The following is a 19489-nucleotide window of genomic DNA, read 5'->3' as shown; positions in this document are numbered from 1 at the left end:
CAAAGTCGGCAGCCTTCTCCTGCCGTGGATCGAGCCCCAGCGCCTCGCCTTCCGCGGCAGGTTCAGAGCCCTAGTAAGAGGGAGGCGGCACGAACAGGCAGATGGTCTTGCCGGCGTCGAGCCCGGCCTGGTGCGCACACCAGTGGTACTCGCCGTCGGGCGAATTCTTGACCCGCTTGTCGGCATAAGCCACCACTTCGCCCGTACCCTTTATGACGTAGCCCTCGGGCCGCTCGCTGATCGATGACTGCGGCACCTCCTTGCAATCGTAGTTGGCACAACAGGCAAAGGGATATTTCCAGCCTTGCGGCATGGCCGCCGTGGGCTGGGCATCGTGCGCAGCAGCCGGCGGCGCCAGCGCCGCGATCGCTCCAACGGCGAACAGGGAGAACAAAAGTCGGCCAGCCGGTCGAACGGCTTGGGCCGATCTTGATATGGCAGCAGACATCGAAGCGTTCCTTTCGAGCATCAAGCGTTTTCGCTTGCCCGTTCCCGGAACGTGTCTTCCCAGTGGCCGGATCGTCGGTCGCAGATATGCCGCATCCGGCCATAAATGCTTTTTACCCAGCCCGAAGGCTGGGCTGATTCCCTGGCTGGCGCAAGCATCCGCTTGCAACGGCAATGCCGCGCTTCACGCCAACCTCTGCCATCCAGAATCGTGCGTCGGCTTGGTTAATGAGCGGTTAGCCGCGCGGATCTGGTGCCCGACAACGAGATTCGGCTCAAGCTGGTTCCAGACGGTCAGTCGGGAACATGCTCATCATACTGCGGCAGGTCGTCGGCGATTGTGAACCACTTCGCCTTGGACCCGACAAAAATGTGCGCGCTCGGCCGTATCGTCGGCTCGTCGACCAACGTGCCCATGGCGACATGCACGTAGGCGCCGTCGCGGACCAATGAATAGAGGAGCGAGCCGCATCGCCCGCAATGCGCGTCGTGGCCGCTCTCGTCGCCGAAGATCAGCAGCCCGCCCTCGCCCGCGATGAGACGGAACTTGTCGCGCTCGATACCGGCGAACGGCTTGAACGCGGAGCCCGTCGTGCGCCGGCAGTTCGAGCAATGGCAGTTCGCCGCGTAAACGAATTCGTCCGCAACCTCATAGTGGACGGCGCCGCAGAAGCATTTTCCCGCAAGTACCGTAGACACCGGCTTCCTCCGCTCCTGCAACGGGTGCGTACTAGTCGAGGTCCGCCACCGCTTCGCCTGCGCCGCCCTCGATGCGATGCGAGAGCGAGGCTTCCATGAATTCGTCGAGGTCGCCGTCGAGCACGCTCGAAGGCGAGGTGCTTTCGACGCCGGTGCGCAGATCCTTCACAAGCTGATAGGGCTGCAGCACGTAGGAGCGGATCTGGTGGCCCCAGCCGATATCGCTCTTCGACGCCTCGGTGGCGTTGGCGACCGCCTCGCGCTTCTTCAGCTCTTCCTCGTAAAGCCGCGAGCGCAGCATTTCCCAAGCCTTGGCGCGGTTCTTGTGCTGGGAGCGCTCGGCCTGGCAGGCGACCGCTATGCCGGTCGCCAGATGGGTGATGCGCACCGCCGAGTCGGTGGTGTTGACGTGCTGGCCGCCCGAACCCGAGGAACGATAGGTGTCGATGCGCACGTCGGATTCGGAAACATTGATCTCGATCGAGTCGTCGATAACCGGATAGACCCAGACGCTGGCGAAGGAGGTGTGGCGCCGCGCGTTGCTGTCGTAAGGCGAAATGCGCACCAGGCGATGGACGCCGGACTCCGTCTTAAGCCAGCCATAGGCGTTGTGGCCCTTGATCATCACGGTGGCGGACTTGATGCCCGCTTCTTCGCCGTCATGGACTTCCAGCACCTCGACCTTAAAGCGGCGGCGCTCGGCCCAGCGCGTGTACATGCGCAGGAGCATCGAGGCCCAGTCCTGGCTCTCGGTGCCGCCGGCGCCGGCATGGATTTCGAGATAGGTGTCGTTGGCGTCGGCCTCGCCCGACAGCAGCGTTTCGACCTGGCGCGCCTTCGCCTCGCCCTGCATCGAACGCAGCGCCGCCTCCGCTTCCGCGATGATGGCGTCGTCGCCCTCTTCCTCGCCGAGCTCAATCAGCCCGATATTGTCTTCCAGCGCCTGCGTCATCCCCTTGACGGCAGCGATGCCGTCCTCGAGCTCCTGGCGCTCCCGCATCAGCTTCTGCGCTTCGATGGGATCATTCCAGAGGCTGGAATCCTCGGCGCGCGAATTCAGGTATTCAAGCCGCTTTACAGCCTGATCCCAGTCAAAGATGCCTCCTCAGCAGGGTTATCGCCTGCCTGATCTCATCGACGATGTTGAGCGTTTCCGCGCGCATGGCTCTTGGTTCGGTCCTGTTCTTTTCGGTCTTTTCGGAATAGGCGCGATACATAGGCACGGCATCGCTGCCTGTAAAGCGAAATGGGCCGGCACCCCCTGCCGGCCCATTGCGAAAATCCGGCAAGGTCAGTAGAGACCGCCGCCGCCGTCCTGGATGGCCTGGTTGGCTTGCGGCGACAGCGCTCCGCCCGAACCGTTCGAGCCATCCGCGCCCATGCCGATCACCCAGTAGCTGTCAGCCGGACCGGTGCCAGGCTTGAAAGCCTCGATGATGGTGTTCGGATCGCCTTCGGCGGCACGCATGCCGGTCTTGCGGTTGATTGCGATCAGCTTCATGCCGTCGGGAACCTGGAAGTCGGTGTTCGGCTTGCCGTCGAGCGCAACGCGCATGAAATCCTTGAAGATCGGGGCTGCCAAGCCGCCGCCGGTGGCGCCGTGGCCAAGGCCGCGCGGCGTGTCATAGCCCATGTAGAGGCCGACAACGAGGTTCGGGGTGAAGCCGATGAACCAGGCGTCCTTCTCGTCATTGGTCGTGCCGGTCTTGCCGGCGATGTGGCGGCCGAGCTCGCCGATGGTGGCGCCGGTGCCGCGCTGCACGACGCCCTCCATCATCGAGGTGATCTGGTATGCCGTCATCGGGTCGAGCACCTGCTCGGAATTATCGACCAGCTCTGGCTCGGTCTGGTTCTTCCACTCGGTGGCATTGCAGCCTTCGCAGCCGCGCTCATCCTGCTTGAACACCGTCTTGCCGTAACGGTCCTGAATGCGGTCGATCAGCGAAGGTTTGATCGATTTGCCGCCATTGGCCATGATCGAATAGGCCGACACCATGCGCATGACGGTCGTCTCGCCGGAGCCCAGCGCCATCGGCAGATAGGGCGCCAGATGATCGTAGACGCCGAAGCGCTCGGCATATTCCACGACCAGCTTCATGCCCATGTCGTTGGCCAGCCGCACGGTCATCAGATTGCGCGACTTTTCGATGCCCGAGCGCAAGGTGGCCGGGCCCGCGACCGTGCCGTCATAGTTCTTCGGCGTCCAGGTGGTGTTGCCGCTCTGGATGGTGATCGGGCCGTCCATGATCACCGAAGCCGGCGTGTAGCCATTGTCGAGCGCCGCCGAATAAACGATCGGCTTGAACGAGGAACCGGGCTGGCGCATCGCCTGTGTGGCGCGGTTGAATTCCGACTGCGCGTAAGAGAAGCCGCCGACCATGGCTAGCACGCGGCCGGTATGCGGATCCATGGCGACGAGGCCGCCTTCGACCTCCGGCACCTGGCGCAGCATGTAGGTGTTGTCGGAGCCGTCGTTCTTCTGCACGAAGATCACGTCGCCGGGCTCCAGCACTTCCGCCGGAGACTTCGCCCTGACGGACTTGCCGTTGACGAAGTGGCGCATGGCGAAACCCATGTCCTCCTTGCTGACGGTGCCCTGGACGCGCTCCTTGACCAGATCGCCGGAAATCTGCCGCGTCGGCTGGATGCCGATGGTCAGCCCGGTTGCCGAACTGTCGAGGACGACGGCCAGCGTCCATTCCGGAACATCCTCGAGACCCTTCACGTTGCCGAGCGGCACGCCCCAGTCGCCGGTGACGTCGATATGCGTCACCGGACCGCGATAGCCGCGCAGCATGTCGTATTTGAGCAGGCCGTTCTGCATCGCTTTGCGGGCGATAAGCTGGACATTCGGATCGAGCGTGGTGCGCACCGACAGGCCGCCCTCGTAAAGCGCATTCTCACCGTAGCGCGCGATGATCTGGCGGCGGACTTCCTCGGTGAAGTACTCGCCGGCAAAGAGGTAGGAACCGTTGCGGCGCGGCGTCACGCCGAGCGGTTCGGCCTTGGCCTTGTCGCCCTCCTCGCGGGTGACGTAGCCATTCTCGACCATCTGGTCGATGACCCAGTTGCGGCGCTCCAGGGCACGGTCGGCGTGCTTGAAGGGGTGATAGTTGTTCGGGCCCTTCGGCAACGAGGCGAGATAAGCGGCTTCCGCGACTGTCAGCTCGTTGACGGACTTGTCGAAATAGGTGAGCGCGGCGCCCGCGACGCCATAGGCGCCAAAGCCGAAGAAGATTTCGTTGAGATAGAGCTCGAGGATGCGGTCCTTCGAATAGGCCTGCTCGATGCGGAAGGCCAGGATCATCTCCTTGATCTTGCGCTCATAAGTCTGATCAGAAGAGAGCAGGAAGTTCTTCGCCACCTGCTGGGTGATCGTCGAGGCGCCGACCTGGCGCCGGCCGGAACCTAAATTCTGCAGGTTGACGACGATGGCGCGGCCAAGGCCGGTGATGTCGATGCCGGGATGGTTGTAGAAGTTCTTGTCCTCGGCCGACATGAAGGCGGCCTTGACGCGGTCCGGGATGGCCTGGATCGGCAAATAGAGACGCCGCTCGCGCGCATATTCAGCCATCAGCGCGCCGTCGGAGGCATGGATGCGCGTCGTCACCGGCGGTTCGTATTTGGCCAGAACCTCGTAGTCGGGCAGGTCCTTGGTCAGATGGCTGATATAGATGGCAAGACCGGCCGCCACCAGCAGCGCCAGCGTCGTGCCGATGCCAAAGAAATAGCCGATGAGACGAATCATGCCCGCTCCAGTCCGAGGTTCGGGAATTTCCTAAACGAAGCCGACAGTCGCGCAAGCTTCCCGGGGCGGTCCCAATCCGCAATCGAAAAACCCATGTAGCGGCCATGTGGACAAAATACGGCAGCGCGAAATTTGAGGACTCGGTTGCCGAATAATAACGCCGGGTGTTGTCGTCATGCAACGCTGCTTGCGGTTGCAGGCGCCCGGCGGTTGCGGGCAGTTCCGGCGGGTCAGCCGCCCGTCGCGGTTCCGGCCTTGGCGGCGGCAAACAGTGCGACCGCGTTGGTTATGCTTTGCGCCGCCTTGCCGCGCCAGTCGGCGTTCAGCAGTTGCGCCTCGTCCTTGTTATTGGAGAGGTAGCCGAGCTCGACCAGGACGGACGGCACGTCCGGGGCCTTGAGCACCCTGAAGCCGGCCGAGCGCTGCGGATTGTTGATCATGCCGACGCTGGTCGACAGCTGACCGACCAGTGTGTGGGCGAAGCTCATCGAGAAACCATGGGTCTCACGGCGGATCAGGTCGATCAGAATGTCAGTAACTTCCTTGTTGTCGTCCTCGATCTTCATTCCGGCGAACTGGTCGGACAGGTTCTCGCGATCGGCGAGCGCCTGGGCTTCCGGGTCGGAAGCCTTGTCGGAAAGCGTGTAGACCGTGGCGCCGCGAAGACCTTTGACGGCGATGGTATCAGCATGGACGGAGATCAAAAGATCGGCCTCGTGCTGGCGCGCGATGCGCACGCGTTCGTCGAGCGCCAGGTACACGTCGTTGTCCCGTGTCATGTAGACATCGTATTTGCCGACCGCGGCGAGCTTGTCGCGCAGTTCCTTGGCAAAAGCGAGCGTGACGTCCTTCTCGACCGTGCCGGCGGAGCTTTCTGCGCCACCATCGACGCCGCCATGACCGGGATCGATGACCACCGTGAAGCGATGGCCGGGCGCCGAGACCGGTCCGGTGCCGACCCGTTCGCCCTTTTCGGTCGAAACCGTCGAACCGGTCGTCAGCGACTGGTTGGCGAGAGCTTCGTCGAACTCCCGCTCGGAGGCAGCCGACATATCGATGGCAATGCGGTAGCCGCTGCCGTCGTCATTCTTGAGCACGTCGAGCTTGTCGACGACGAAAGGGCCCTTGCCGGTGAGGATCAGGCGCGAGCCATGTCCCTGATCGCCGTAGCGAACGGCCCGTACAAGGCCCCGCGGCTTCACATCCTTGGCGTCGAGCGCGAATCGCGTGCGCGGCAGATCGACGATCAGGCGATTGGGACCGCGCAGCAGGAACCATTTGACGTCCGGCTCGCGGTCGAAATTCACGACGATGCGCATCTTGGCGGCGTCGCCGGCCATCTTGTAGCCGGTCGCGCCAAGCAAGGTTTCGGCGTGCACGGCGGCGGCGAAACAGGACAGGACCGCCAGCAGCAAGCCAGTCCAGGTCACGCGCAGGAGATGCCCGGCGGCCCCACCTCTCTTGTTTGCGGCGCCCGCCGATCCCATCTCTTATCCGTCGCTCCCGGTTTGACGCATTGCGCCCGGTCTTCTCGCAGAATGCCTGTCAGGCCGCCAACTCGATTAACGATTGGTATTCAGAGAAGGTTAACCAAACCTTTCATAGAGCGGGATGAAGGCGCCTTCCCCAGGGGAAGCGCTTTTTGCCGGCATCCGAAATCGGGGTTGCCTTCCATCCCGCCAAATCATAAAAGCGACATTGGATCACTGCAATCCTGGAACCGCTCGCCTCAGCAGTTTCCTGCCAAAGGCTGGATGCAAAGGCGGCTCCTTTACCCTTCCAGGCTCAGGTGGTCGCGACGATTTTCGCAGGCGTGCCCTCGTGGCGGGGGAATCGCTTGCGTGAGGAAAACGGCCGGGATTGTCCCGCGCCGGCTCTTTATGAGCAAACAAGCTGGTCCGGCTTAGCCCGGGCTTTGGTTCAAAAGGTTCTGCCGGGTGCCGATGGCTTCAAGCGCAATCATGGAAAGGTCCGCATCAAACCGCGCCGTAATGGCTGCGGGCGGCACCGCCATTGCGCTCAAGCGGCGGCCGGCGGACATTCAATTATCCGGCATGCACACAGATACAGGCGCACAGCGGCGGGCATTGCCACGCCAGCTGCGGCCGTCGGCTGCCGGCAGGAAACAAAATAATGCCCAACAAGATGCTGATAGACGCCTCCCACCCGGAGGAAACACGCGTTGTTGTCGTTCGCGGTAACCGCATCGAAGAATTCGACTTTGAATCCCAGGATAAAAAGCAGCTTAAAGGAAACATCTATCTCGCCCGCGTAACCCGCGTCGAACCGTCCCTCCAGGCAGCCTTTGTCGAATATGGCGGCAACCGTCACGGTTTTCTCGCCTTTAGCGAAATTCATCCCGATTATTACCAGATCCCGGTCGCCGACCGTCAGGCTCTGCTGCGCGCCGAGGCGCAGGAGGCCGAGGACGAAGACGACGAGGAGACCGAGAACGGCGAAGAGCAGCATGCCCGCGACCGCGGCGGGCGGCGCAACCGCCGGCGCGGCGGCAAGAACCGCGACCGCGGCGAGCACAAGCACGCTTCATCGGAGAACGAGGAAAGCCCGGCCGAAGCAATAGCCGTTGACGAAACCGCCGCTGCGGTAGCCGAGGGCGAGGAAGCCGCCAGCGAGACCGCCGCTACCCCGGCAGAAAATGCCGGAACCGCCTCCGAGGCCGTCGAGGCCGTATCGGAAGCGGCTGAAGGACCCGCCGCCGAGACTGGCGGAGATGACGCCGCGGACGACGACAATGGCAAGCCTTCCGAAGGCGGTCCTACTTCGATTGCCGCGAGCATCGATGCCGACGTGATTTCCGAGGCGATGCCGCAGGCGGATCAGCAGAGCGGCGAAGCAGCCGTTAGCGACGATGATCGCGGCATGCTGGAGGACGTCTCGGCCTCGCATTCGGACGAGCACGAGGTCGAATCGGTCGGCGCCGAGGACGCGCTCGAGGAAATCCGCAACCGCCGCAAGCCGGTGCGTCGCCAGTACAAGATCCAGGAAGTCATCAAGCGCCGGCAGATCCTTTTGGTGCAGGTGGTCAAGGAAGAGCGCGGCAACAAGGGCGCGGCGCTCACCACCTATCTGTCGCTTGCCGGCCGCTATTCGGTGCTGATGCCGAACACGGCGCGCGGCGGCGGCATCTCGCGCAAGATCACCAACGCCCAGGACCGCAAGCGGCTGAAGGAGGTCGTGGCCGATCTCGACGTGCCGCAGGGCATGGGCGTCATCCTGCGCACCGCCGGCGAGAGCCGCACCAAGGCCGAGATCAAGCGCGACTACGAATATTTGATGCGGCTTTGGGAAAACGTCCGCAACCTGACGCTGCAGTCCTCGGCCCCAGCCCTGGTCTATGAGGAAGGCAGCCTGATCAAGCGCTCGGTGCGCGACCTCTACAACAAGGACATCGACGAGATCCTTGTCTCCGGCGAAGACGGCTACCGCGAGGCCAAGGATTTCATGCGCATGCTGATGCCGAGCCACGCCAAGGTGGTTCAGCCATTCCGCGACACCACGCCTATCTTCGTGCGCAACGGCATCGAAGCGCAGCTCGACCGCATGCTGCAGCCGCAGGTGACGCTGAAGAGCGGCGGCTACATCATCATCAACCAGACCGAGGCGCTGGTTGCGATCGACGTCAACTCCGGCCGCTCCACCAAGGAGCATTCGATCGAGGAGACGGCGCTCCACACCAATCTGGAAGCGGCAGAGGAAGTCGCGCGGCAGTTGCGATTGCGCGACCTTGCCGGCCTGATCGTCATCGACTTCATCGACATGGAGGAGAACCGCAACAACCGCTCCGTCGAGAAGCGGCTGAAGGATCACCTCAAGAACGACCGCGCCCGTATCCAGGTAGGCCGCATCTCACACTTCGGCCTGATGGAAATGTCGCGCCAGCGCATCCGCGCCAGCGTGCTGGAATCGACCATGAAGCCTTGCCCGCATTGCGGCGGCACGGGCCATGTACGCTCCGATTCCTCCGTGGCGCTGATGGTCGTGCGGGCGATCGAAGAATTCCTGCTCAAGGATTCGCGCAGCCACATCATCGTGCGCACACCGTCGGCGACCGCGCTCTATGTGCTCAACCACAAGCGCGCCAACCTGGTGGAGCTCGAAGCCCGCTTCGGCCTGACCATCACGATCGAGGCTGACGAGACGCTCGGCACCCAGCACTACGCGATCTTCCGCGGCGCCATTGCCGAGAAGCCGGAAGGCTTCGTCGAGGTGCGCAGCCTGCCGGCCTATGTCGAGCCGGAAGAGCCCGAGGACGAGATCGTCGTCGAGGAAGCGGAGGAGGAAGTCTCGGTCCAGCCCGAACAGCCGCGCCACGCGCAGCAGGGTCAGCACCAGCAGCGGTCCGAGGATGGCGAAGGCCGTGACCGCAAACGGCGCAAGCGCCGGCGGCGGCGCGGCGGCAGGGATCGCGACCGCGACCACAATGGTGACGTCGCGGCGGCGCCGATGGAAGCCGGCGAAACCGATGACGACGATATGAAGCAAGAGGCCGCCGACGAGGCAACCGCCGGCGGTGAAGCTGTAGCGGCCGCTGCCGACGACGGTTCCGGAAAGAAGCGCCGGCGCGGGAAGCGCGGCGGCAAGCGCAACCGACGTGAAGACGAAGCTTCGGAGGCCGTTGGCAGCGAAACCGTGGGCGACAGCAAGAGTGAGCCGGTTGAAGGCCAGGATGCCGTAAGCGAGCCGGCGATGGCCGCTCTTGCCGAGGAACCTGCTGCTCCCGCCGCGGCTAATGACGATGCCGAGGCGGTCGAAAAGCCGAAGAAGCCCCGCCGTTCGAGGGCTAAGAAGGTGGCTGAGGAAGCCGCGGCCGAGACGGTATCGGAGCCTGTGGCCGAGGCTCAGGTCGCGCCCCCGGCTGTCCAGCCCGAGCCGGAGCCGGCCGCTGCCGCTCCCGCGGCCACCGAGGCGGAGCCTGCCACCAACGCCCATCCGACGCGGCGCAAGCCACAGTCAGTCGACGCGCCGGTTGTTCCCGTGGTGTCTTCGAACGTCTCCGACGAGGCCAAGGCCGAAGATAAGCCGAAGCGCGCCGGCTGGTGGCAGCGCAAGGGTTTTTTCTAGACCTTTCAGATCGTTAAGCTGATCTTTTGAAACAATCCCGCGCCCCATCAGGCGCGGGATTTTTCATTTTCGCCGGCTGCTTTTTCAGCGCAGCTCCGGGTGGCAAACCGCCAGCGCTTTGCTGTTTTACGGCGCGAAGATCGACCAGTTCATCATCCGGGCGAGCTTCTCCAGCGCGATGGAGCCGAGCTTGGAGTTGCCGTTCTCGTTGAGGCCGGGCGACCACACCGCCAGCGAAGCAACCCCTGGCACGATGCCGAGAATGCCGCCGCCGACACCGCTTTTGCCGGGGATGCCGACGCGGAAAGCGAAATCGCCGGAACCGTCATAGTGGCCGCAGGTCAGCATCAGCGCGCCGATGCGGCGTGCCCGTTCGGCCGAGACGACCGAATGCCCGGTCGCCGGGTTCCTGCCGCCATTGGCTAGAAACCGGCCGGCCATGGCGAGCTGACGGCAGCTCATGGCAACCGCGCAATGGTGGAAATAGACACCCAGCGCGAGCTCGGGAGCATGATGGAGATTGCCGAAGGATTTCATGTAGTTGGCCAGGGCAAAGTTGCGGTGGCCGGTGGCGCGCTCGGATGCCGCCACCTCGCGATCGATGATGATCGTCTCGTCATCGGCGAGGAAGTGGATGAAACGCAGGATTTCGCCGATCGCCTCGCGCGGCTGATGGCCGGCGAGCAGGACGTCGGAGACGACGATGGCGCCGGCATTGATGAAGGGATTGCGCGGGATGCCGTTCTCATGCTCGAGCTGGACGATCGAGTTGAACGGGTTGCCGGATGGCTCGCGGCCGACGCGATGCCATAACGCATCGCCGACCTTGCCCAGCGCCAGCGTGAGCGTGAAGACTTTCGAGACGCTCTGGATCGAAAAGGGCTGATCGGCATCGCCGGCCAGGATGACGCGGCCGTCATTGGTCACGGCGGCAATGCCGAATTTCTTCGGATCGACCTTGCCCAACTGCGGGATGTAGGTCGCCACCTCGCCGCGGTCGGTGCGCTCCGCCATTTCGGCGGCCACTTCCGCCAGTGCCTGCTCGAGTTCCGGCATGGCGGTTATTTCAGCCAGCGTTCGATGCGCGCTAACGCCTCGACCATGTCGTCATGGCTGCCGGCATAGGAAAAGCGCATGGTGCGATGGCCCTGCAGCGGGTCGAAATCGCGGCCGGGCGTTGCTGCGACATGCGCCTCGGCCAGCATCTTGCGCGCAAAGGCCATGCTGTCGTTGGTGTGGCGCGTGACATCGCAGAACGCATAGAAGGCGCCGTCCATCGGTGCGGCGAGCGCAAAGCCGAGTTCCGGCAGGCGCTTCATCAAAAGGTCGCGGTTCCAGGCGTAGCGCGCCTTCACCTTTTCCAGTTCCTGCGTTGCCTTGAATGCCTCGATCGCCGCGACCTGCGACAGTTCAGGCGGCGAGATATAGAGGCTCTGGGCGATCCGCTCGACCGGCCGCACAAGCTCTTCCGGCAGCACCATCCAGCCGATCCGCCAGCCGGTCATGCAATAGTATTTCGAGAAGGAATTGATCGCGGTCACGCCGGCGCCATGCGCCAGGGCGGTGACATCCGGCGCCGCGTAGGCCAGCCTGTGATAGATTTCGTCGGAGATCACGGCGATGCCGAGCTCCTCGGCGGTTTTCACCAGCGCGGCAAGCTCATCGGCCGGAATCACCGCGCCGGTCGGATTGGCGGGACTGGCGAACAGCACGCCCTTCAGCGGTTTCCCGCGATGGGCGGCCTTGAGGTGCTCGGCATGCAGGTAGGCATCCGAGCCGAGCTCTATCTCGACGATCTCGATGCCGAGCGCGGCCATGATGTTGCGGTAGGCAGGATAGCCGGGCGCGGCGATGGCGACACGGTCGCCCGGATCGAACATGGCCAGGAAAGCCAGGTTGAAGGCGGCAGACGAGCCGGTCGTGACGGCAATGCGCGATGGCGCGACGTCGATACCGTAGTGCTCGCCGTAATGCCCCGCGATCGCCTTGCGCAGATCGGCCAAGCCCAAAGCGTCGGTGTAGCCGATGCGGCCATGCCGCAGGGCCGCGGCCGCCGCCTCGCGGACCCCGACCGGCGCGGGATCTGACGGCTGGCCGACCGCCATCGACACCACGGGCACGCCGGTGGCCTTCAGCCGGTTGGCTTCGGCCAGGATGTCCATGGCGTGGAACGGCTCGACTTCCCCGCGGCGCGAAAGCGAAACGACCATCTGACCTCTTCCAACTGCTCTATTTGGGCGAATTCTGGACGCAAGCCAGAGCAGACTTGCCCCAACTGCCCTAGTTACGGGACAGCGCCGCACAAATGCCCGATTGATGTGGGGATCACAAGCGCGCAGGAAGTTGCCGGCGCCGACTTTTCATCTTTCGCCCGCTCGTCTACCAGTGGACCTATGTTGAGCCGACCCCGACCGTTAATTGGCAAAGCGACCTCACTCAGCCGAACCGCGCGCGGCTTCGCGACGATTCTGCTGGCCGCCACCGTTGCTTTATCGAGCTCGGTCAGCGCCTTCGCGCAGGGCGTGCCGGTGGTGCGCGACGCCGAGATCGAGGCGCTGGTGCGCGATTATGCCCGGCCGATCTTCAAAGCGGCGGGGCTTGCCAATGACGGCATCGACATCGTTTTGGTCAACGACCAGAGTTTCAACGCCTTCGTCACCGGGCGGCGGCTGTTCATCAACACCGGCGCGCTGGTGACCGCCGAAACGCCGAACGAGATCATCGGCGTTATCGCGCACGAGGCCGGCCATATCGCCGGCGGCCACCAGGAGAAATTGCGCGACCAGCTCGACCGCGCCAAGACCATGGCCATCATCGCCACGCTGCTCGGCGCCGGCGCCATGGTGGCCGGCGCCACCACCAACAGCCGCGGTCTTGCCGGCGCCGGCATGGGGGTGGCCGCCGGCGGCGGCGAGATGGCGCAGCGCTCGATTCTGGCCTATCAGCGCACCGAAGAGATCACCGCCGACCGTTCGGCGATCACCTATCTGAACGCCACCGGCCAGTCCGGCATGGGCATGCTGAAGACCTTCGCCCGCTTCCAGAGCGCGCTCTCGCTCGCCGGCACCCAGGTCGATCCCTACCGGATCAGCCATCCGATGCCGCAGGAGCGCATCGCCAACCTCGAAGTCCTCGTCAAGCAAAGCCCCTTCGTCAACGCTGTCGACTCGCCGGCACTGCAGCAGCGGCACGACATGATGCGCATCAAGATCGCGGCTTATATGCAGGGCCAGGCAGCCGTCGCGCGACTGATGCGCAAGAACCCGACCAGCCTCGCCTCGCGCTATGGCGACGCGCAGCAGACCTATCTTTACGGCAATCCGGGCGCGGCGCTCGCCAAAACGGCGGCGCTGATCAAGGAACAACCGAAGAACCCCTATTTCCACGAACTGCGCGGCGACATCCTGATGAAGGTCAACAAGCCGAAGGACGCGGCGGACGCCTATGCCAAGGCGGCCAGCCTCGATCCCGCGCGCTCCGGCCTGCTGCTGGTTTCGGTCGGCCAGTCGCTGATGGCGGTCGGCACGCCCGATTCGCTGAAAAAGGCTGTCACCCAGCTTAACAACGGCGTCGCGCGGGACAGGGAGAATTCCGAAGCCTATCGTTTTCTGGCGCAGGCATATGGCGAGCTCGGCGACATTCCGGCTGCCGATCTTGCTACCGCCGAGGGTCACTATTATGCGGGCGACTACAAAAACGCTAAGATCTTCGCCATGCGCGCTCAACAGAAATTGAAGCGCGGCGAACCCCGCTGGGTCCGGGCGCAGGATATTATAAACTACACGCCATCGAACAAACTCAAATGAACCTCCCGGGCCCTGGCGGCGACCAAGGCGGACCGGAACCGGCAAAAGGAACGACGATATGAACAAGGCAATCCTGCTTGGCAGCGCCGGCGGTCTGGCGGTGGCGCTCGGCATGCTGGCTTTCGGTTTCATGGCGGGAAACCCGCAGCCCGCGAGGGCCGACACCGTGCAAGTCGCCCAGGTCACGTCTTCCACCGATACCAAGGCCTCCGCCGATACCAAGATCGATCGCAAGGAGGTCGAAGGCATCATCCGCGATTATCTCTTGAAGAATCCAGAAGTTCTGCTCGAGGTGCAGGACGCGCTCGAGGCCAAGCAGAAGGAAGAGCAGCGGCTCGCCGCACTCGGCGTCATCAAGAACTCCAAGGACGAGATCTTCAACTCGACCTTCGACGGCGTCGTCGGCAACCCGAAAGGCAAGGTCACGATCGTCGAGTTCTACGATTACAATTGCGGCTTCTGCAAACGCGCCATCGAGGACATGCAGGCGCTGACCAAGTCCGATCCGGACCTGCGCTTCGTACTCAAGGAGTTCCCGATCCTCAGCCCGGATTCGCAGAAGGCCAGCGTCGTCTCCATGGCGTTCCACCTGATGCATCCGGAGAAGTATCGTGAGTTCCACACCGCGCTGCTCGGCGGCCAGGGTCGCGCCACCGAGGCGACCGCGATCAAAGTGGCGCTTTCGCTCGGCGCCGACGAGGCAGCGCTGCGCGAGAAGATGAAGGACCCGCGCATCGCCGAAACGCTCTCGCGCACCTATGATCTTGCGACGAAACTGTCGATCACCGGCACGCCGTCCTATGTCGTCGGCAACGAGGTGATCTTCGGAGCGCTCGGCCAGCAGGTTCTGGCGGAAAAGATCGAAGAGGCAAAAAGCGCGCTCTAGGCGCGCCCGCGGTGTAAAAGCCGGCCGCTGTGGACAGCGAAAGAACGCACTTGCGCTCTTTTCGCGGGCGGCTATGCCCATTATAGAGGCCCAGTGCGCCGGCTTGGGGTCGGCGCAGAACAAGGTCGGCATATTGAAAACGATTTTCGTCCTCAACGGTCCCAATCTCAATGCGCTCGGCAAGCGCGAGCCGGGGATTTATGGCGGCAAGACGCTTGCGGCCATCGCCGAGGACTGCAAGACGGCCGGCGCCGCGCTCGGGCTCGAGATCGATTTTCGCCAATCCAACCATGAGGGCGATCTGGTCGACTGGATCCAGGAAGCCAGCGAGAAGGCGGCAGGCATCGTCATCAACCCCGGCGCCTACAGCCACACATCGATCGCCATCCATGACGCCATCCGCGCCGCAGCACCGCTGCCCGTCGCGGAAGTCCATCTTTCCAACATCCACGCGCGGGAGCCCTTCCGCCACGTCTCCATGGTCGCGCCGGTCGCTGTCGGCATGATCTGCGGGTTCGGGCCGCTCGGCTACACGCTCGCGCTGCAGGCACTGGCGGCACGCCTGTGACCGACCCCCAAACAGAAGGCTCGAAAATGTCGATAAAAAAGAACGGTGTTGACCAGCAGCTGATCCGCGATCTGGCGGGCATTCTGAACGACACCAATCTGACCGAGATCGAGGTCGAGCTCGGCGACCTCAAGGTGCGCGTCTCGCGCCAGGCGCAGGCCGTCCATGCGGTTGCAGCGGCGCTGCCGGCGCCCGCCGCGGCTCCTGCGACCGCCGCGGCTCAGCCAGCAACGGCAGCCGCGGCCGCCGATATGTCCAAGAACGCAGTGCCCTCCCCGATGGTCGGCACCGCCTATCTGGCACCCTCACCCGACGCCAAGGCGTTCATCGAGGTCGGCCAGAAGGTCAAGGAAGGCCAGACGCTGCTCATCATCGAAGCGATGAAGACGATGAATCAGATCCCCTCGCCGCGTGCCGGCACGGTGACGGCGATCCTCATCGAGGATGCCCAGCCGGTCGAATACGGAATGCCGCTGGTGGTTCTTGAGTAGAGCCGGGAACAATCAGGAGATGTTCCAGAAAATCCTCATCGCCAATCGCGGCGAAATCGCGCTCCGGGTGCTGCGCGCCTGCAAGGAGCTCGGCATCCAGACGGTGGTGGTCCACTCGACCGCGGATTCCGACGCCATGCATGTGCGGCTTGCCGACGAGAGCGTCTGCATCGGCCCACCGCCGTCCCGCGAAAGCTATCTCAACATCCACCAGATCGTCGCCGCCTGCGAGATCACCGGCGCCGATGCCGTGCATCCGGGCTACGGCTTCCTGTCGGAGAACGCCAAGTTCGCCGACATCCTAGCGGCCCACAACATCACCTTCATCGGCCCGTCAGGCGACCATATCCGCGTCATGGGCGACAAGATCGAGGCCAAGCGCACGGCGAAGCGTCTCGGCATCCCCGTCGTGCCTGGGTCCGATGGCGCGATCAGCGAAGAGAAGGAAGCCAAGCGCGTCGCCGCCGAGATCGGCTATCCGGTGATCATCAAGGCCTCCGCCGGCGGTGGCGGCCGCGGCATGAAGGTGGCGCACACCGAGGCGGACCTCGAAGTCGCCTTGCAGACGGCCAAGTCGGAAGCGGGGGCGGCCTTCGGCGACGACGCCGTCTACATCGAGAAATATCTGCAGAAGCCGCGCCATATCGAGGTGCAGGTGTTCGGCGACGGGGCCGGCCGAGGCGTGCATTTCGGCGAGCGCGACTGCTCGCTGCAGCGGCGCCACCAGAAGGTCTGGGAGGAAGCCAATTCCCCCGCGCTCAATGCCGAGGAGCGTTCGCGCATCGGCGGCATCTGCGCCAGGGCTATCGCCGATCTCGGCTATTCGGGCGCCGGCACGATCGAGTTCCTCTACGAGAATGGCGAGTTCTATTTCATCGAGATGAACACGCGTCTTCAGGTCGAGCATCCGGTGACCGAAGCGATCACCGGCATCGACCTCGTGCATGAGCAGATCCGCGTCGCCTCGGGCGGCGGGCTGTCGGTCAAGCAGGAAGACATCAAGTTCAACGGCCATGCCATCGAGTGCCGTATCAACGCCGAGGATCCGCGCACCTTCACGCCCTCGCCCGGCACGATCACGCATTTCCATACGCCCGGCGGCCTCGGTATCCGCGTCGATTCCGGCGTCTATTCGGGCTACAAAATCCCGCCCTATTACGACAGCCTGATCGGCAAGCTGATCGTGCATGGCCGCAACCGCGTCGAATGCATGATGCGGCTGCGCCGCGCGCTCGACGAATTCGTCGTCGACGGCATCAAGACGACGCTGCCGCTGTTCCGCGACCTGGTCGGCAATCCCGACATCGCCAATGGCGACTACGACATCCACTGGCTGGAAAAATACCTGGCCAAGGGTGAATAGCACGGGGATGCGATGACCCGCCCCTACGCACCAGGCTATCGCATTCCGACCGACCTGCTGCTTCGGGCTTACGCTTCCGGTGTCTTCCCGATGGCCGAGAGCGCCAACGACCCGGAAGTGTTCTGGGTGCGGCCGGAAACGCGCGGCATCATTCCGCTGGACGGATTCCACACACCGCGCAGCCTGAAGAAGACGATCCGCAAGCATCCGTTCGAGATCCGCTACGACTTCGATTTCGAGGCGACGATCGACGGCTGCGCCGAAAAACGCGAGGAGCGCCGCTCGACCTGGATCAATGCGCCGATCCGCGAAGCCTATGTCGAGCTCTATCGCTTGGGCCACTGCCATTCGGTCGAAGCATGGCGCGAGGAACGGCTGGTCGGCGGCCTCTATGGCGTCTCGCTCGGACGCGTGTTCTTCGGCGAAAGCATGTTCGCCAGGGAGACCGACGCGTCGAAGACCTGTCTCTACCATCTCGTCGAGCGGCTGAAGGCGCGCGGCTTCGCGCTGCTCGACACGCAGTTCACGACCGAGCATTTGAAGCGCTTCGGCGCTGTCGACGTGCCGCGCGGCCAGTATGAGAAGCTGCTCGCCGAGGCGCTGAAGGGCGAGGCCGTCTTCTATCCTTGAGCCCGCGCTGCCGCCTCGATCGGCGTTTGCGAATGGAACATCATCTTCCAGCCGTCAGCGCGATGGACATAGCCGGTGCTGACGAGGGCAGCATAGGATTCGCCGTTCTCGCGCGTCGCGCGCGCCTCGTAAGTCAGCATGACGATGTCGCTGCCGGGCTCGACCATGCCCTTCAGCTTAATGTCGAGGTCGCGCCATCTGTTAGGCTTGGCCGCCGTCTTTGCGAGATCGGCGTTGGTCATCGCCTGCGCCATCTGCGGGAACGCCACCAGGCAATCCACATCGGCATTGGCTTCATAGTAAGCGGAATCGCCTGTCCAAAAGCCCTTCTCGATATCGAGAAGCTCCTGCTTGTTGGCCGTGATCGATCTGGTGGTCATCGCAGAATCCTCCTCGCCTGTCGCCGATCTGGAACGGCTCAAAGACGGGCAGGTTCCGAGATCAGTTGGTGTCGGTCGTGTCGTCGGGTGCCGGCGCCGCATCAGTCGGTTCGGAGGCGGCGTCCGCCGGCTGCGCCGGAGCCCTGGCCTTGGCGGCTTCGGTCTTCGGCTTGCCTGTGTCGGCCTTGGCCGCGGTCGGCGGCGGCACGTCCGACTTCTGCTTGCAGCCCTTGAGCCAGACGTCATAGACGGCGTGCTCAACGGCGTTGAGGCCGGGGCTTTCGGCAAACATCCAGCCGGTGAAGATGCGGCGGATCTTGCGGTCGAGCGTGATCTCGTCGACCTCGACGAAGGAATCGGTCTTCGGCTGCTCCGTGTCCGGCCGCGAATAGCAGACGCGAGGCGTCACCTGCAAAGCGCCGAACTGAACGGTCTCGTCGATATAGACGTCGAAGGTGATGATGCGGCCGGTGATCTTGTCGATGCCGGCGAACGCGGCCACCGGATTGGTGATGCGGTCAGAGGCCGCAGGTGCAGCGGCCGGCGCCTGCGCGGCGGCGAACACCGCTGTCGAGGCAAGCAGAACGGACGTCGCCGCGATTAGGGCCTTTGAGATGTGGCTTGGAATCCTGGGGCGCAATTCAGGACGGAAAACCGCTGCGCACTTTTCCTGGAATTGCTTAGGAGAGCTCATGCAAATACCGGTGGTTGTGCCCGGGTGATTCTTCAACGCCCAAGGCTAGTCGAGGCTGCGCAATCAGCAAGCAGCTAAACGCCAATTGTGGCGACAAAGGACCGAAGCGGCGTCTGGGACGTGGATTACGATCCGGGCGTCCAGGCGTCGTAGTCGCCGGTCACCTGCGGGCGATGCTGGTTGGTCAGGATGGAACCCTGCGGACGATAGGCGCCGGGCGTTCCGGTCAGGTTCGGCCGATGCTCCTTCTGCCACTCGCGAGCCTTGTAGCTCTCGCTCGATGGAGGTGTATCGACGCGGTGGTGGATCCAACCATGCCAGCCCGGCGGGATCTTCGAGGCTTCCGAATAGTCGCGATAGATTACCCAGCGGCGGGTGCGGCCTTCCGAATCGATGCCGCCTTCATAGTAGACGTTGCCGGCTTCGTCCTCGCCGACCCGCTTGCCGAAGCGCCAGGTGTGGAAGCGGGTGCCGAGCGTCTGGCTGTTCCACCAGGTGAAAAACTGCAGCAGGAAAGTCTTCATCCAAATCCTCGCGGCGGCAGCGGCTGCGCCTTTCCCCTGCTTATGGCGTCACGTCACCGCGAAGGCAAGGGCTTTGCCACACCCCGAATGGAAATGCTCCATGCGTTCATATCTTGATGCATGTCGTCGTCCCAGAACCGCTCCACACTTCCGGCCGACATGCATTAGTCG

The 19489-nt window shown here is 63.7% G+C and carries 18 protein-coding genes; 7 read left to right on the top strand and 11 right to left on the bottom strand.

All coding sequences use genetic code 11. The features are described 5' to 3' along the window. Positions 1-70: 70 nt before the first annotated feature. From LB538_RS12885 to LB538_RS12860, 6 genes are all read right to left on the bottom strand, one after another. Entirely contained in the window at positions 71-448 is a 378-nt protein-coding gene (locus LB538_RS12885) for a hypothetical protein (protein ID WP_095767886.1), read from the bottom strand. Positions 449-741: 293 nt separating this feature from the next. Next, entirely contained in the window at positions 742-1146 is a 405-nt protein-coding gene (locus LB538_RS12880; protein WP_224532352.1) for a GFA family protein, read from the bottom strand. 31 nt (positions 1147-1177) lie between these two features. Further along, positions 1178-2309, bottom strand: a protein-coding gene (gene prfB, locus LB538_RS12875) for a peptide chain release factor 2 (RefSeq protein ID WP_141245365.1) whose coding sequence is annotated in 2 segments (ribosomal slippage) — positions 1178-2242 and positions 2244-2309 — 1131 coding nt in all. Because the reading frame shifts where the segments join, the coding sequence is not laid out codon by codon here. A 128-nt stretch (positions 2310-2437) separates the two neighbouring features. Continuing rightward, the gene (locus LB538_RS12870) at positions 2438-4894 is read right to left on the bottom strand and encodes a penicillin-binding protein 1A (RefSeq protein ID WP_140842825.1); all 2457 of its coding nucleotides are present in this window, start codon (positions 4892-4894) and stop codon (positions 2438-2440) included. Between the two features lie 230 nt (positions 4895-5124). After that, entirely contained in the window at positions 5125-6381 is a 1257-nt protein-coding gene (locus tag LB538_RS12865; protein WP_263482462.1) for an N-acetylmuramoyl-L-alanine amidase, read from the bottom strand. Positions 6382-6797: 416 nt separating this feature from the next. Continuing rightward, the gene (locus LB538_RS12860; RefSeq protein ID WP_176477023.1) at positions 6798-6935 is read right to left on the bottom strand and encodes a hypothetical protein; all 138 of its coding nucleotides are present in this window, start codon (positions 6933-6935) and stop codon (positions 6798-6800) included. 92 nt (positions 6936-7027) lie between these two features. Here LB538_RS12860 and LB538_RS12855 point away from each other — a divergent pair, with 92 nt between their 5' ends. Next, positions 7028-9976, top strand: coding sequence for a ribonuclease E/G (locus LB538_RS12855; RefSeq protein ID WP_224532350.1), 2949 nt, complete (start codon positions 7028-7030; stop codon positions 9974-9976). A gap of 126 nt (positions 9977-10102) precedes the next feature. Here the strand turns inward: LB538_RS12855 and LB538_RS12850 are convergent, their stop codons facing one another. Beyond that, complete coding sequence (locus tag LB538_RS12850) at positions 10103-11032, bottom strand: glutaminase (RefSeq protein ID WP_224532349.1); 930 nt, start codon at positions 11030-11032, stop codon at positions 10103-10105. A 5-nt stretch (positions 11033-11037) separates the two neighbouring features. Next, complete coding sequence (locus LB538_RS12845) at positions 11038-12186, bottom strand: pyridoxal phosphate-dependent aminotransferase (RefSeq protein ID WP_224532348.1); 1149 nt, start codon at positions 12184-12186, stop codon at positions 11038-11040. Positions 12187-12369: 183 nt separating this feature from the next. On the opposite strand from LB538_RS12845, the gene LB538_RS12840 reads away from it, so the two are divergent. From LB538_RS12840 to aat, 6 genes are all read left to right on the top strand, one after another. Beyond that, on the top strand, positions 12370-13782 hold the full coding sequence (locus tag LB538_RS12840; RefSeq protein ID WP_224532347.1) for a M48 family metalloprotease: 1413 nt from the start codon (positions 12370-12372) through the stop codon (positions 13780-13782). Between the two features lie 58 nt (positions 13783-13840). Further along, positions 13841-14668 carry a DsbA family protein gene (locus LB538_RS12835; RefSeq protein WP_140842817.1) on the top strand — a complete coding sequence of 276 codons (828 nt, stop codon included), beginning with the start codon at positions 13841-13843 and terminating at the stop codon, positions 14666-14668. 133 nt (positions 14669-14801) lie between these two features. Next, complete coding sequence (aroQ, locus tag LB538_RS12830) at positions 14802-15236, top strand: type II 3-dehydroquinate dehydratase (protein ID WP_224532346.1); 435 nt, start codon at positions 14802-14804, stop codon at positions 15234-15236. A 26-nt stretch (positions 15237-15262) separates the two neighbouring features. Further along, entirely contained in the window at positions 15263-15727 is a 465-nt protein-coding gene (accB, locus tag LB538_RS12825; RefSeq protein WP_095767608.1) for an acetyl-CoA carboxylase biotin carboxyl carrier protein, read from the top strand. Positions 15728-15746: 19 nt separating this feature from the next. Then, a complete protein-coding gene (gene accC, locus LB538_RS12820) occupies positions 15747-17090 on the top strand; it encodes an acetyl-CoA carboxylase biotin carboxylase subunit (RefSeq protein WP_224532345.1) in 1344 nt (447 codons plus the stop codon). Positions 17091-17102: 12 nt separating this feature from the next. Beyond that, complete coding sequence (aat, locus tag LB538_RS12815; RefSeq protein WP_095767610.1) at positions 17103-17720, top strand: leucyl/phenylalanyl-tRNA--protein transferase; 618 nt, start codon at positions 17103-17105, stop codon at positions 17718-17720. Here the strand turns inward: aat and LB538_RS12810 are convergent. From LB538_RS12810 to LB538_RS12800, 3 genes are all read right to left on the bottom strand, one after another. Further along, complete coding sequence (locus tag LB538_RS12810) at positions 17711-18100, bottom strand: hypothetical protein (RefSeq protein WP_095767611.1); 390 nt, start codon at positions 18098-18100, stop codon at positions 17711-17713. The two genes, aat and LB538_RS12810, sit on opposite strands and share 10 nt — an antisense overlap. A gap of 61 nt (positions 18101-18161) precedes the next feature. Beyond that, positions 18162-18665 carry a DUF2155 domain-containing protein gene (locus LB538_RS12805; protein WP_411909011.1) on the bottom strand — a complete coding sequence of 168 codons (504 nt, stop codon included), beginning with the start codon at positions 18663-18665 and terminating at the stop codon, positions 18162-18164. 254 nt (positions 18666-18919) lie between these two features. Continuing rightward, positions 18920-19318 carry an NADH:ubiquinone oxidoreductase subunit NDUFA12 gene (locus LB538_RS12800; protein ID WP_140678429.1) on the bottom strand — a complete coding sequence of 133 codons (399 nt, stop codon included), beginning with the start codon at positions 19316-19318 and terminating at the stop codon, positions 18920-18922. Between the last annotated feature and the right edge of the window lie 171 nt (positions 19319-19489).

It is taken from the genome of Mesorhizobium sp. Ca11 (assembly GCF_020165275.1).
Taxonomy (GTDB): domain Bacteria; phylum Pseudomonadota; class Alphaproteobacteria; order Rhizobiales; family Rhizobiaceae; genus Mesorhizobium.
Note: the sequence above shows the minus strand (reverse complement) of the source record. Positions and strands in the feature narration are given on the sequence as shown.